8 protein-coding genes are annotated in these 14,437 nt (G+C 41.3%); 2 read left to right on the top strand and 6 right to left on the bottom strand.

Annotated elements, in window-relative coordinates:
* Positions 1–21: 21 nt before the first annotated feature.
* A complete protein-coding gene (accC, locus tag J0X13_RS09810) occupies positions 22–1,380 on the top strand; it encodes an acetyl-CoA carboxylase biotin carboxylase subunit (RefSeq protein WP_207028561.1) in 1,359 nt (452 codons plus the stop codon).
* A 33-nt stretch (positions 1,381–1,413) separates the two neighbouring features.
* The gene (locus tag J0X13_RS09815) at positions 1,414–2,532 is read left to right on the top strand and encodes an NAD(P)/FAD-dependent oxidoreductase (protein ID WP_207071252.1); all 1,119 of its coding nucleotides are present in this window, start codon (positions 1,414–1,416) and stop codon (positions 2,530–2,532) included.
* Here the strand turns inward: J0X13_RS09815 and J0X13_RS09820 are convergent.
* Genes J0X13_RS09820 through J0X13_RS09845 form a run of 6 tightly spaced genes read right to left on the bottom strand, consistent with a single transcriptional unit; the run spans position 2,529 to position 14,416 of the window.
* A complete protein-coding gene (locus tag J0X13_RS09820) occupies positions 2,529–3,191 on the bottom strand; it encodes an ABC transporter ATP-binding protein (protein WP_207071253.1) in 663 nt (220 codons plus the stop codon). The two genes, J0X13_RS09815 and J0X13_RS09820, sit on opposite strands and share 4 nt — an antisense overlap.
* Before the next feature lies 1 nt (position 3,192).
* On the bottom strand, positions 3,193–4,689 hold the full coding sequence (locus J0X13_RS09825) for a serine hydrolase domain-containing protein (RefSeq protein ID WP_207071254.1): 1,497 nt from the start codon (positions 4,687–4,689) through the stop codon (positions 3,193–3,195).
* 16 nt (positions 4,690–4,705) lie between these two features.
* Positions 4,706–7,120 (bottom strand): ABC transporter permease, encoded by a 2,415-nt coding sequence (locus tag J0X13_RS09830; protein ID WP_207071255.1) that lies wholly within the window; start codon positions 7,118–7,120, stop codon positions 4,706–4,708.
* Positions 7,121–7,167: 47 nt separating this feature from the next.
* Positions 7,168–9,600, bottom strand: a complete 2,433-nt coding sequence (locus J0X13_RS09835) for an ABC transporter permease (RefSeq protein WP_207071256.1) — start codon at positions 9,598–9,600, stop codon at positions 7,168–7,170.
* Positions 9,601–9,627: 27 nt separating this feature from the next.
* A complete protein-coding gene (locus J0X13_RS09840) occupies positions 9,628–12,006 on the bottom strand; it encodes an ABC transporter permease (protein WP_207071257.1) in 2,379 nt (792 codons plus the stop codon).
* Positions 12,007–12,016: 10 nt separating this feature from the next.
* The gene (locus J0X13_RS09845) at positions 12,017–14,416 is read right to left on the bottom strand and encodes an ABC transporter permease (RefSeq protein WP_207071258.1); all 2,400 of its coding nucleotides are present in this window, start codon (positions 14,414–14,416) and stop codon (positions 12,017–12,019) included.
* Positions 14,417–14,437 lie beyond the last annotated feature (21 nt).

The following is a 14,437-nucleotide window of genomic DNA, read 5'->3' on the forward strand; positions in this document are numbered from 1 at the left end:
CCGAATTTAAGATTGTGTTCTATGTTTAAAAAAGTATTGATTGCAAATAGGGGTGAAATTGCCTTGCGGATCATAAGAACCTGCAAGGAAATGGGAATTAAAACCGTGGCCGTTTACTCCAAGGCCGATGAAGAAAGTCTTCATGTACGCTTTGCGGATGAAGCGGTTTGTATAGGCCCGGCACCCAGTAGCGAATCTTATTTAAAGATTCCAAATATTATAGCGGCAGCGGAAATTACCAACGCCGATGCCATCCACCCAGGATATGGTTTCCTTTCCGAAAACTCAAAGTTCTCAAAAATCTGTGCCGAGCACGATATCAAATTTATCGGAGCTTCTGGCGAACAGATTGATAAAATGGGAGACAAGGCAACCGCAAAAGAGACCATGAGAAAAGCAGGTGTTCCTACTGTTCCAGGTTCCGAAGGTCTGCTAAAGGATGTTGACCATGCTTTAAAGGAAGCTAAAAAAATGGGGTATCCCGTAATGATCAAAGCTACTGCCGGTGGTGGTGGTAAAGGTATGCGTGCCATTTGGTCCGAGGATCAAATGGAGAAAAACTTCAACAGTGCCGTAACAGAAGCGACTGCAGCTTTTGGTAATGGTGGAATGTACATGGAAAAACTGATTGAAGAGCCTCGCCATATCGAAATTCAGATTGTGGGCGACCAATACGGAAAAGCCTGTCATTTGTCCGAAAGAGATTGCTCGGTACAACGTAGGCATCAAAAACTTACCGAAGAAACACCTTCTCCATTTATGACGGACAAACTCCGTGAAGATATGGGGAAAGCCGCTGTAAAGGCTGCCGAATATATTAAATATGAGGGTGCAGGAACCATTGAGTTCTTGGTGGACAAACACCGAAATTTCTACTTTATGGAAATGAACACCCGTATCCAGGTAGAGCACCCAATTACAGAGCAAGTTGTGGACTACGATTTGATTCGTGAGCAGATTTTGGTTGCAGGGGGTGTTCCGATTTCAGGGAAAAACTATTATCCAAAGTTGCATTCCATTGAGTGCCGAATAAATGCAGAAGACCCTTACAATGATTTTAGACCGTCTCCTGGAAAAATTACAACCTTGCACATACCTGGTGGACATGGTGTTCGTTTGGACACGCATGTGTATAGTGGTTACATGATTCCTCCGAATTATGATTCCATGATCGCCAAGTTGATCACTACGGCACAAACAAGGGAAGAGGCCATCAATAAAATGAGAAGAGCCCTGGACGAATTTGTGATCGAAGGTGTTAAAACTACCATTCCTTTTCACCGTCAATTAATGGATCATCCTGATTATTTGGCAGGTAACTACACCACCAAATTCATGGAGGATTTTAAGATGGATCCAAAATATAAAGATGAGCATTAAAAAAAGCCCCGATAATTTCGGGGTTTTTCTTTTATGGAATTAAGTTACTGGGAGTATAAGAGCTGGTTTTCCAATGTCGATTTTACCATTGTCGGCAGTGGTATCGTTGGTATAAATTGCGCCATAGGCCTAAAGAAAAAGTACCCAAAAAGTAACATCTTAATTTTGGAAAAAGGCAGCTTGCCGCAAGGGGCCAGTACCAAAAACGCAGGTTTTGCCTGTTTTGGGAGCGTTTCTGAGATTTTAGCCGACCTAGAACATCACAGCGAAGAAGAAGTCGTACAGCTTGTTCAAAAGCGTTGGGGTGGGATTCAAAGATTACGCAACCTATTGGGAGATGAGGCCATCGGTTTTCAATTGCACGGTAGCCACGAACTTTTTCCTTTGGAAAAACCTGAGTTCTATGAAAAATGTTTGCAGTCCGTACCATACCTCAACAATTTGATGGAACCTATTTTTGGCCAAAAGCCCTTTGTGACCAATTCCAATTTCTTTGGATTCTCCAATATTCAAGAAAAATACATCACACACCAGCAGGAGGGGCAATTGGACACCGGCAAGATGATGCGTTCCTTGATTCAAAAATGTGTGTCCATGAAAATACCCATTTTAAATGGGGTGATGGTCGAGGAGGTAATTGAATCCAATGGTTGCGCGACCCTCAAAACCACTGATTTTGAATTTTCGTCCAAAAAGGTTTTTGTGGCCACCAATGGATTTGCTTCTAAGCTACTGGAATCAGAAATCGTAAAACCCGCTCGTGCACAGGTTTTGATAACGGAGCCCATCAAAAATCTACATGTAAAAGGCACCTTCCATTTTGATGAAGGCTATTATTATTTCCGGAATATTGATGATAGAATTCTATTTGGGGGAGGAAGAAACCTTGACTTTAAAACGGAGGAAACCACTGAATTTGGAGAAACAGAAATCATTCAAAATAAGCTTGAGGCATTGCTCCGCAATATGATCTTACCCAATCATCCAGTAAAAATTGAACGACGATGGAGCGGTATTATGGGAGTTGGAACCCAAAAATCACCCATTGTAAAACAAATCTCAACATCGATTTACTGCGGGGTTCGCTTGGGTGGAATGGGTGTTGCCCTCGGTAGCCTTGTAGGTAAGGAATTGGCTGATTTTGCCGATTAAACCATTCTACCGTCCAATAAATTGATAATTCTAGATCCGTATTCGGCATTTTTCTCGGAATGTGTCACCTGGATTATGGTTACCCCCTCTTCATTTAATTGCTTAAAGAGTTCCATAATCTTTTCTCCCTGTTTAGAGTTTAGGTTTCCTGTGGGCTCATCTGCCAAAATCAATTTTGGGTTGGCAATCAAAGCTCTTGCGACACCTACCAATTGTTGCTGTCCACCGCTGAGTTGAGCGGGGAAAAGATCTTTCTTGCCCACAATATTGAACCTGTCGAGCATATCGGCTACCATCGCCTTACGTTCCGAGCCCTTGATTTTTTTATAGATCAATGGCATTTCCAAATTTTCCTTTACCGTAAGTTCATCCAATAAGTGGTAGGATTGAAACACAAAGCCGATGTATTGTTTATAAAGGTTAGCGCGGTGTTTTTCTTTAAGGGAATGAACGGATTCGTCCAAAAAGTTATATTCCCCTTCATCAAAAGTATCCAACATACCGATTACATTGAGCAAAGTGGATTTACCTGAACCCGATGGCCCCATTACCGAAATAAATTCTCCTTCTTCTACTTCAAGATTAATATCCTTCAATAAAAAAATACGTTGGCCACCAGAGTTGACCCATTTGAATATGTTATTGAGTTGTAATAGCATCTTATTTATTCTTTAGTTCCTCTAATCGTTTCTTTCCATTTTCACACCAATAACAGTTGGTGTCAGACCCAAGTTCAATTGCCTTTGTAAAACTTTCAATGGCATTGGCCCTGTCTTTGAGCACGTAATATCCCTCTCCAAGTGAATCCCAAAGGTTCCCGTCATCAGGAAAAAGGTGTGTGTTGAGCTTTAAGAGTGAGATGCCCCAATCTGTATTCCTGTTTTCGGATACTTGTTTAAACCCGATTCGATTTAAGAGCGCCTTATCATTTATGGGAGCTCCTGTTTTGTCCTCAATAAATTGAGATAATTCGTCTGCTTTTTCCGGAGGGTTGTTCCTAAGAAAATCAAAAACCAGTTCATAGGTGTTCTTTGGAATTGTTTTGGGACGGTATTCTTTATCCATGACCATTGAGGCAATTTCCCAAGCCACATTTTCGGATTGTTGGTTTAAAATTATGTTCGATAACGCAATTACTACTAAGTCGTCTTCCACAAACCTGAGGAAATCGGCAAAGTAAATCCCGTTGCTTCCGTTGTGCGCCACAATTTTTGAATTGCTCCGTGAATTGAATATGGCCCATCCGTATCCATAAAAAGATGTTTCTGTTTCATTCTCTGGAACATGGGCTTCTTCCATTACCTTTTTTGATTCGGCAGACAGTACTTTGTTATTTTCCAAAGCAAGGTGCCAAGTATACAGATCTTCAACAGTCGAATATATGTCGCCCTTACCTATACTGTACCAATGTTCATTGTTGTAGGGAAGGTGTTCTTGGGTTGTTCCCCAATCCCTCCACTCACCATCTGTGTAATGGAAATAATATCCATGGGCAAGTTGCTCGCTATCAAAGGTAATTCCTTTGTATCCGGTATGGATCATTTGCAGGGGTGCCCAAAAGGTTTGTCTTAAAAAGGTCTCGTAATCTTGTTGGGCGACTTGTTCTATAATGGCGGTAAGCAAGATATAGTTGGCATTGGCATAAGTGTGCTTTGTTCCGGGGCCGTACATTAATTCTGCCCCAAAAAAGTCGTTCAGAAAAATTTCTTTGCTGGCTTTATCATATCTGAAGCCGCCTGTACTTGGTGACACACCAGAGGTATGGGTGAGCAATTGATGTATGGTGATGTCCTTTTTATCGGAAGGGGCCTGTGGAAAATATTTTTCAATTTTATCTGAAACTTCCAGTTTTTGCTCTTCCCTAAGCTTTAAAATAGCAGCGGCTGTAAATTGCTTGGTAACAGAGCCTATGTTGAACACCGTAGAGGGTGTATTCGGCACTTTTTTTAACCTATCGGCCCAGCCATAGCCTTTGGACAAAATAACTTCTCCTTTTTTCACGACCAATACACTTCCCGAGTAACCGTTTACAACACTTTGGCTCAAGTAATTATCAATTTTATCTTCGAGCGTATTATATTTTAGGTTCTCTTGTGCGAGTACAGTATAACCGACAGTCAATAACAGGAATAAGACCTTCAAAAATTTAGTTTTCATCTATTATGGAATGAATTTATTCGTCTCTTAAACTTTTAACAGGATTGGCCGATGCTGCTTTTAGGGTCCTCGAACCAACGGTAGCAAAGGCAATTAGGCAAGCGGTTAACCCTGCGGCTACAAAAAACAAGGGGCTGAGCACAACATGGGATGCATAGTTCTGTAACCATTCATTTAAAAAATACCATGCAATGGGTGTGGATATGATAAAGGCCAGAGCAACCAACTTTAAAAAATCCTTGGTGAGCAAAATAGCCACAGAAGATATGCTTGCGCCCAGCACTTTTCGCACACCTATTTCCTTGGTTCGTTGGCCCACCACCAACATGGAAATTGCAAATAATCCGATACAGCTTAAAAGAATTCCTAGGATGCTACCACTAGTAACTATGGTGGCCATCGTTTTTTCCCTTCTGAAAGTACGGTCGAGGTTTTCATCCAAAAAGGAACCCAAAAACTCGGCCTGGGGTTCAATTTTGCTCCAAGCCCGTTCAACAGCCTCAAAAGAACCAGCAATGTTCTCGGGGGCAATTTTTACATAGGCATAATAAAGGTCCCATTCGTTGTTCATGAAAAGGGTAAGGGGATTCACCTGTTTGCTGATATCCTGAAAATTGAAATCTTTGACCACGCCAATAACTGAATAAGTGGTTGCGTCGTCCATTGGAATACGAATAGAAAGCGGGTCTTCTTCGCCCAATTGTTTTGCCATGGTTTCGTTGATCACCAGGCTTAAACTATCCGCAGCAAAATCCCTGCTAAAGGTTCTGCCCGCCACAACCTCAAGATCTAAGGTTTTTGCGTAGTCGTAATCTACCGTTATGGCGTTGGTGACCACTCCACGTCCTTGGTAATCGAAACCCATCATGCTGTTCATTGAGCTTCCGTCTCTGCCCAATCCCAAGTTATTATCGGCTCCTGAAATATTTAGGATGTCAATATTGCCCTTTAGTTCATCCCGAAGCAGTTCTACCACACGATAGCTGTCCTTTTTGCCGTTTAATGGTATAGAAATAACTTGCTCCTTATTGTACCCCAAATCTTTATTGCGCATAAATTCTATCTGTCCATGGAGTACCAAAGTACCGCTGATGAGCAAAATGGCTATGGTAAATTGAAGTACAATCAGGCTATTTCGCAATCGGTTTTTCCCAAAATCCAATTTTCCCTTTAATGCACGGAGCGTGCCCAATCTGCTCATTAAAAGGGCGGGGTATCCACCAGCTATCAATGTGACACAAAAAATAGAGAGGCCAAAGATGAGTAAAATTTTAGGTTGGGTCACATGATCCAAGGTGGCCCTTGTATTGAAAAGGGTTTTAAACGGCTCCAACAAAAGATTGCCCAAAACCAATCCCAATATGGTTGAAACCATAAAAACCAAAAGGCTTTCCAACCAAAACTGGAAGAACAGTTGCTTTTTAACCGCTCCAAGTGTTTTGCGCATTCCTATTTCTTTTAAGCGCCTTTCGCTCAACGCAATGTTCATATTGATGAAATTGGCACATACAATAAATATGATGACAAAGGCGATCCCCAAAATCATGTAGGGAAAAGTTCTCTTGACTTCGGCCATTCCACTGGCAAAAGAGGTGAAATGCATATCAGCAATTGAAAGCAAATGGAATTGTTTGTACAATCCATCAGCGTTGGCCACTGCACCATCCCTTATGGCGTTCTCGATACTTCCTTTGTAATGGAGACTCGTGAAATCCCGTGTGTTTTTTTCAAATTGCTCGGGAGTTATACCTTCTTCCAGCTCAACGTAAACCAAATGAAACTGTGAATCCCATCGATCCATATTGGATATGTATTCTGGATGGTTTTCAAACGGAATAACAATATCAAAATCCATACTATTATTGGGTGGTGGATCCTCAAGAATTGTGGATATAGTGAATAGTTGTTCCTGCTTGCCCAGTTGTAAAGAGATGGTTTTCCCGATGACATTGTCGGTGCTTCCAAATAGTTTTTGGGCTCCTTCTTCTGAAATAGCAACATTGTTCTTGTCCGATAATGGGTTTTCGTCATTACCTTTTACTGCAGGAAATGTAAAGATGTTAAAAAATGCAGGGTCTGAGAATTCAGCATCCAAATTGATTTCTTTCTCCTTGTAGGTCGCAAGAACATCATCACTCAAGGTTCGAACAGCATGCTTTATTCCGGGTACATCTGCCTTTAAAGCAGGAGCAAGTGGTACAGGTTGTGAAGTGCCAGACTCTAATCCTCTTGGGGTTTGACTGGACAGGTATACCTGATAAACAGAATCTTTTTTCGTGTGGAATTGATCATAGGAAAGTTCGAACAGAGCGGTCATCACCAGCAAAAGTGAAACGGCCAATGCCGAGGTGAGCCCTACAATATTTGTCAATGTAAAAACCTTATTCTTAATCAGGTTTCTCAAAGCGATTTTCAGATAGTTTTTGAGCATAGCTTATGGTTTTTTGATAGTGCTGAACAAGTTCAGTGGTCGTGGATTTATTCAGTTCTTAGGCTCTTAACTGGATTTACAATGGCGGCCTTAATACTTTGATAGCTCACCGTTAAAAGGGCTACCCCAACAGCCATTAATGCGGATAGGGCAAAAATCCACCATGGAATGTCAATCCTATATGAAAAGTCCTGTAGCCACCTGTCCATGGCATACCAACCCAAGGGCAGCGCTATTATTACGGAAAGCCCTACTAGTTTCAAGAAATCCATGGAGAGCCTGAGCACAATCTGCCCAACACCGGCGCCCAATACTTTTCTTACCCCAATTTCTTTTACGCGTTTTTGGGCATTAAAAGCAGCAAGACCAAATAATCCCAAGCAGGCGATGATGATGGAAAGAAACGTGAAAATCATAAAAATTTGCCCCAATCGTTGCTCTGCTTCATAACTTGTATTGAAAGAGTCGTCCATAAAATAATATTCAAATGGCTGTGTTGGAGCAATATCCATCCAAATGTTCTCAATGTCCCCAATAGTTCGGGTCACATCTCCTTGGTTAAGTTTTATGGCCAAATTACTGGCTCGCTCCCCCCCATAGAATAGTGCAAGTGCCTCTACCTCGTCCCGGAGTGATTCAAAATTAAAGTCCTTTACAACCCCTATTACAGTAATCAGTGTTTCTTCATTAAAATTATCCAAGAACTGTTGTCCCAATACGGTTTCGGGAGTTTTTCCCAATATGGATACTGCTTTTTCATTTATGATAATCGCAGTGGAATCGCTGGAATAACGGGAAGTGTCAAAATTTCGACCAGAGACCAGGTTTAGTCCTATGGTGGCTATATAATCTTCATCCACGCGCCACTGTTGCATATTAATGGCTTTTTCCTGGCTTCGATCTTCCTTTCTCATAAAAGAACTGTCGCTTCTAGAAGAAGGTGTGGGCAAATAACTGCTCAATGTGGCCGTATTGACCTGGCTTAGTTGCTCCACTTCATTTTTGAAGGCATTTTTGTTTCCTTCCAAAGAATTAACACCTCTTATGATCAGAACTTGATCCTTTGCATAACCAAGGTCCTTTCCTTGTATAAAACTTAATTGTTGGAAAACCGTCAGCGTTCCCATAATAAGAAATACAGAAATGGAAAACTGAAGTACCACAAGAATATTCCTTACCCTTCCACCACCAATGGAATTGTCGCCTTGTCCTTTGAGTACTTTGGCAGCAACAAATCGGGACATAAAAAAGGCAGGATAACTTCCTGATAGTATGCCCAAGGCCAAAGTTGCCATCAACAGAAGCAACCAGAATGATGGGCTGGAAAAGGGAATGGATAGTTCCTTGCCACTTAAGTCGTTATAAAAAGGCATAGCCACCATAGCGATGATTATGGCAAACACCAATGATCCCAATGCAATCAATCCGGATTCCGTTAAGAATTGTCCGATCAAACTTTTTCTTTGTGAGCCCAATGTTTTTCTTATACCCACTTCTTTTGATCTTTTGAGTGAGTGGGCAGTGGTGAGGTTCATAAAGTTTACACTGGCCAATATCAGAAGAATCAATGCTATAGCTCCTAGGATATATACATTTTTAATATCGCTAACTGGGCTAAACTCCGGTCCTCTTCCAGAATACAAGTGTATATCGGTAAGGGCGATGGTGGAATATTTCATATAATTCCCCGAGTCCAAGAACTGTTGCTCGGTAATTCCCGGGAAAAATCGTTGGGCATACGGAATAAGGTATTTGCCGACCATGGATTTCATTTCTTCTTGTAGATCTGCTGCGGAAGCTCCTGGAATCAATTTTATGAGGGTATAATAATTATGGCTTCCCCATTCTGCCATCCGAGAGTCTTCGTTTCCGGACATGGCCAAGAATAAATCCCTGTCCCTTAAAAAAGAGTTGTCGGGCATATCATCAACAATTCCCGAAACAGTGTAGACATCCCTATCATTCAACACAACGGTCTTTCCAACGGCATGATCAACGGGAAAGTGTTTTTCGGCCGCCGATTTGGTCATAACCAAAGTATTGGGTTCTTTCAAGGCCGTGTTCTCATCACCATAAAGCAACTTTATCCCAAACATCTTAAAAAAGGTGGAGTCGGCATAGGTAACCCCTGGCTCCCGAACATTACTGCGAACACCTTCTTCCTTAATGAAAACACTCCCGAGGCTTCTGAAACGAGTGGTTAGTTCAACCTCTGGAAAATCATTCAACATGGCTCCTGCCATTGGTGCCGAGACCTCGGCCATTTGTTCTTCTTTCCCTCCAAATTTCATATCGGCATTTAACCGATAAATACGGTCTGCATCTGCAAACATGGTATCGTGGGTCAGCTCATCATGGATGTAAAGGCTGAGCAAAAGCCCACCAGCCATTCCAATGGCTAATCCAAATATGTTGAGGAAAGTGAAGAATGGCTGTTTTTTAAGGCTCCTCCATGCTATTTTAATATTGTTCTTGAACATGATTCTCGTTTTTTGATAATGATACTGTTATTCTGTACGTAAGCTTTTTGTCGGGTTTGTTGTAGCGGTTCTTATCGCTTGAAAGCTTATCGTTAATAGTGCAATAAGTAAAGTTCCTGTGCCGGCCAAGGCGAACATCCACCAACTTATGGATATCCTATAGGCAAAATTCTGTAGCCATTGGCCCATGAGCCAATATGCCACTGGTGATGCAATGAGAATGGCAAAGACGACCAAGTTTAAAAAGTCTATCGATAATAGAGCTGTGACATCTTTAATGGAGGCCCCCAAAACCTTTCGGATGCCGATTTCTTTTCTTCGCTGCACGGCAATAAATGTTGCTAGACCGAACAAGCCCATCATGGCAATTAAAATGGCAAAACCGGTAAACGCACTGAAAATCTTGGCCAAACGATCCTCTGCTTTATACTGTGCATCAAACGCATCATTTAGAAAGTGATATTCAAAAGGGTTCTCTCTTTCATATTTTTCGTAGACTGTTTTTAATTGCTGTATGGTGGAGGGGATGTTCGATTTGGGGGCAATTTTGGCATAAATGACCCCGCCACGTTTTCCCCATGGAGAAATTGCATCGTTGCTCTTTTTAATGAACAGACACAATGCTTCCACTTTATTATGTAAGGAGGAATAATTAAAATCTTTTAATACCCCGTCAATCTCATATTGACCATTTATTTTTTGACCAATCGGATTTCCTTCAAGGTTCAGTTTTTCAATGGCCGTTTTATTGATTATTGCAGCTGTTTTTTGATCCTTGAAGAAAAGGGAATCTACAGGAGGTATTTCCCATTTCAGGCCCAACAACGAAATAAAATTTTCATCAACGGTCAATGTTGGCAAAAAGATCATCTCATCACTATTGGTGCTTTTAACACTCATCATATTGAATCCCTTGTACAATGGAAGAATACCCATGCTGGATTGTACAACTTCAGGAATGGATTGTATTTCATCTTCAAAAGGGATGGCATGTTTGCCTGCATCAGATGAAAAAGGTAGCATTACAATGTTTTCTCTGTCCACACCGGTATCGGCATGTCTGAAAAAATACATTTGTCTATCTATTACAATTGCGCAAATAATGAGCACTACAGAAATACCAAATTGAAAAACGGTAAAAAACTTTCTCACACCTGCACCCCCATTTTGCTTGCTCAATTTACCTTGCAAAACAACTATGGGCCTGTAAGCCGATAATAGAATTGCGGGATATATTGCTGCGAGCACTATGGTGATAATAAGCAATATTCCAAGAGATAGGAGCATTTGTGGGGCATACAGAAATGAATTGTCCATTTGAATGTCCAATAGGCCGAAGAAAAAAGGCTGTAGAGATATACATAGAAAATACCCCACAACAAAGGAAATGACCGTATACAGAGACGATTCCAAAAAGAACTGTATTGCAATGGCTTTTCTGCGGGCGCCCAAAACTTTTCTTACCCCAACTTCTTTGGATCTGGTGGTGGAACGTGCCGTAGAGAGACTGGCGTAGTTTACCAGGGCAAGAAGTAAAATCAAGATAGCAACCAGAGGAAATATTTTTATATATCGGCTGTTGTCGAAGTTTTTCCCAAAATGTAGGCTGGTCAAAGGCTTTAAAAGATATCTTTTGTTTACATCGTTGCCCTTATCTTGTTGATCACCATTATTACTGAGTAAACTTGTTTCAACAAGTGTAGGGTCTGCAGAACTTTTCAGAGAGAAATAAGTGGTAAAATCGTCGTAATCATTAGTAATGGATTCATTGTATTCCTCCATAGATTCCATACTCGAAATGGACGCCACAAAATCAAAATCAACACTGGAGTTGGAAGGAGTGTTCTTCGATATACCTGTTACCGTAAACCGATATTTGTCGTTGTACAGAAAAACCTCTCCCACAGGGTCTTTGGATCCAAAATATTTTTCTGCTGCTCTTTGGGAAACAACTACGGAAAATGGATTATCTAGCACATGATCCTTGTTGCCCTGAAGTAAGGTGAAAGAGAAAAAATCAAAAAAGTTGGGGTCGGCAAACGCGAATTTGTCCTCAGAAAATTTTAGTGAAGGAGCTGCGGCGTTTTTAATGGTTACGCTCTCAAAGCTTTCCTTATAACGAAGGCAATCTTCTATGGACGGAATGCTTTGCTTGCTTTCCGGTCCTTTGGAATAACCCATATACGGTATATAAATAGGGTCTTTGCCAAATGTTAATTCTGTTTCGGCCATGTAAATGTTGTCTGCATTTTCATGAAACTTGTCAAAACTATATTCATGGCCTACATATAAAACTATCAGCATGCATGCAGCTAGCCCCAAGGAAAGGCCAACAATATTTATTGAAGAATAAACCTTGCTTCTTATCAAAGCTCTCCACGCTATTTTCAGATAGTTTTTTATCATGATCTATGAATTATTCGGTTCGTAGACTTTTTGTGGGGTTGGAACGGGCCGCTCTAATGGCCTGAAAACTTACGGTTATAATGGTGACGGCCAAGGCTCCGATCATGGCCAGGGCAAAAATCCACCACTTTAAGATCACCCGGTATGGATACTCTTGCAACCAACCGTTCATAACATAATAGGCAATGGGCACCGCGATAAAACAAGAGATGATGACCAACTTTAAAAAGTCTTTGGACAACATGTTCCAAACATTGAACACAGAGGCCCCTAGTACTTTACGAACACCTATTTCCTTGGTGCGTTGTTCTGCCACAAAAGATGTCAGCCCAAAAAGACCAAGGCAACTGATCAAGATGGCCAAAGCGGTAAAAATTCCCGATAATTGACCAATACGTTCTTCTGCAGCAAACTTTTCCCCATATTCTTCATCTACAAAATCGTATTGAAACGGAATATTGGGGAAGTGTTCCTTAAATACCCTTTCGATTATTGCTATGTTCTGGCTAGCACTCTGGTTTGGGTTCAACCTCATATTGTAATATGAGCCATTTCCATATTTGTCGAACACATACATGCCTTGCTTTACGGGTTCGTAAGGGGATTGGGCGATCATATCTTCGACCACTCCTATAATTTTCATAGGTTCAAAAGGGTCTTCGGTATCAGTATCCGTTATAAATTTACCCACAGGGTCTTGAAGACCCATGTACTTTACCGCTGTCTCGTTAAGGAGCACTGCACTGGAATCCGATGCGAACTCACGAGAAAAATCCCTTCCGGCGACAATTTTTAAATTAAGGCTCTTTGCATATTCTGGTGACACCTCGGTCCATGCCAGATCTTCTTGAAAACCTTCTGGTTTGCCTTCCCAATCAAAACCGCTTCTGTTGGACCAAATTCGGGTAGTGGGAGCACTGGAAGTAGACATTTCGGTAACTGCACCGGAACTAATAAACTCCTCGCGCATCAATTCAAATTTGCCGGTAAAATCCTCGCTCATGGTCGGTATCTGAACCAATCCCTCTTTATCATAACCAATTGGTCTGTTTTTGGCATAGTTGATTTGTTGCATCACGATTACTGTACCTATAATAAAGGCAACGGAAACCGTAAACTGCACAACAACCAAAATTTTCCGAGGAAGCCCCGAGTGCTTACCTGTCTTAAAAGTTCCTTTTAACACATCAACTGGCCGAAAAGAGGAAAGGTATAGTGCTGGATAACTGCCGGCCAATAATGCAGTAATCAATATAAATACTAAAGAAACCGCCCAAAAGAAAGGGGATCCCCATGGGAATTCCATTTGTTTTCTGGCCAAATCATTAAACCCGTTGAGCGATAGCACCACAATAAAAACAGCGATCACAAAAGCAAACAGAACCACTAAAAAAGATTCCCCTAAAAATTGGTTGATCAATTGACTTCGTTGTGAACCTATAGATTTTCTAATGCCCACTTCCTTTGCTCTTTTCTCGGAACGAGCCGTACTTAAGTTCATAAAATTGATACAGGCCAAAAGCAGGACAAAAACACCTATAATCCCGAACAACCAAACATATTTGATCCTGCCCCCTGCTTGTTTTCCGTTCTCGAATCGGGACCTCAAATACCAATCTTCCATGGGAAGCAAAAACAGTTGGGGGTTAAACTCTACAGTTTCCTCATTGAGTTCTTTCTTTACATTCCTTATTTTTTCGGTAACACTCTTCATTGATGTGTTGTCGGCAATTTGAACGAACATTTGAAACGAGTTGTTACCCCATTGGTCCTCCGCATTTTTTACCCACTCATTAATGGAAACATATTTGTCCCAAGGCATCAAAAAATCGGTGTCGTTAAAAGAGGTGTTGAACGGAATGTCTTCGAACACTGCAGTAACCATCATATCATATTGGCTATTGACCTCTATGGTTTTTCCAATAGGATCTTCGTTCCCGAACAAAGCATCGGCGGTCGACTCCGAAAGCATGATGGAGTTGATTTCCCGAATTCCATCTTTTTCCCCCTTTAAAATATTTAGGTCGAACATTTCAGGAGCCTCACGTTGCATAAAGTTTCCATCCCTGGAAATACTGGTTTCCTTGTACTTCAGGTACTGAGAGGTAGTCCAAGAAGACATGACCAAGTGCTTAAAATTGTCCATATAGCTTTCCCTAAAAGCTTTTTCCAGTGGGCGTGGCATGGCGGGCCCTGTTCCGGTTTCCCCATTAAAGGTCTGGGATTGATACATTTGGGCAATTTTGTCCTTATGGGAAAAATAGTTGTTATGGCTAAGCTCATCATTGATCCAAAGACCAATGATCAAGGTAACGGCCATTCCCAGCGCCAGTCCACCAACATTAATGATGGTGTAACCCTTGTTCTTTGTTAGGTTCCTCCAAGCTATTTTTAGATAATTCTTTAACATGATCGATGTTTTTTTGATTGA

It is taken from the genome of [Muricauda] lutisoli (nom. illeg.), from assembly GCF_017313105.1.
Classification (GTDB): Bacteria; Bacteroidota; Bacteroidia; order Flavobacteriales; family Flavobacteriaceae; genus Flagellimonas; species Flagellimonas lutisoli.

Coding starts and splice junctions, on each gene's coding strand:
- J0X13_RS09830 (WP_207071255.1), bottom strand. CDS start 7,120: ATGCTCAAAAACTATCTGAAAATCGCTTTGAGAAACCTGATTAAGAAT.
- J0X13_RS09825 (WP_207071254.1), bottom strand. CDS start 4,689: ATGAAAACTAAATTTTTGAAGGTCTTATTCCTGTTATTGACTGTCGGT.
- accC (WP_207028561.1), top strand. CDS start 22: ATGTTTAAAAAAGTATTGATTGCAAATAGGGGTGAAATTGCCTTGCGG.
- J0X13_RS09820 (WP_207071253.1), bottom strand. CDS start 3,191: ATGCTATTACAACTCAATAACATATTCAAATGGGTCAACTCTGGTGGC.
- J0X13_RS09815 (WP_207071252.1), top strand. CDS start 1,414: ATGGAATTAAGTTACTGGGAGTATAAGAGCTGGTTTTCCAATGTCGAT.
- J0X13_RS09840 (WP_207071257.1), bottom strand. CDS start 12,006: ATGATAAAAAACTATCTGAAAATAGCGTGGAGAGCTTTGATAAGAAGC.
- J0X13_RS09835 (WP_207071256.1), bottom strand. CDS start 9,600: ATGTTCAAGAACAATATTAAAATAGCATGGAGGAGCCTTAAAAAACAG.
- J0X13_RS09845 (WP_207071258.1), bottom strand. CDS start 14,416: ATGTTAAAGAATTATCTAAAAATAGCTTGGAGGAACCTAACAAAGAAC.